This is a genomic window from Salinimicrobium oceani, from assembly GCF_012037645.1.
Map to the genome: position 1 here is coordinate 1 of NZ_JAAVJR010000982.1, position 379 is coordinate 379.

A 379-nucleotide genomic window follows, 5' to 3' on the forward strand; every position below is an offset into this window, starting at 1 on the left:
TCCCTACTAATAGAGAAACATTATGCTTTCCAAACTCCTCTTGAAAGGTCAAGGTATTTTCTATAAGTTGGGTTTGAAATTGTGCTCTATTCTGTTCGGTTCTTGTTTCCTCTACCGGTTGGTTTAAAGTCCAGCTTCCTGCTTTTCTCAAATAGAAATAATTATCAAAACTGGTTTCGTATCCTACATTCAATCTGTATTTTAAGAAGGACCACGGTTCTAGTTCCGCCCAAACGTTTCCACGGATACGGAAATTCTCATTCTGTTGGTCAATAAGATTGGCAATGGCGACAGGGTTAGCGGCAAATGTGTTAGCCACTCCTGATTTTCCATACCCATAACCTCCTGGATTATTTTCATCATATACTGGGATGGTGGG

Annotated in this window: 1 pseudogene; it reads right to left on the reverse strand. The window is 40.1% G+C overall.

Annotated elements, in window-relative coordinates:
- Window positions 1-379, reverse strand: a pseudogene (locus tag HC175_RS20365) (SusC/RagA family TonB-linked outer membrane protein); the annotation flags it as partial.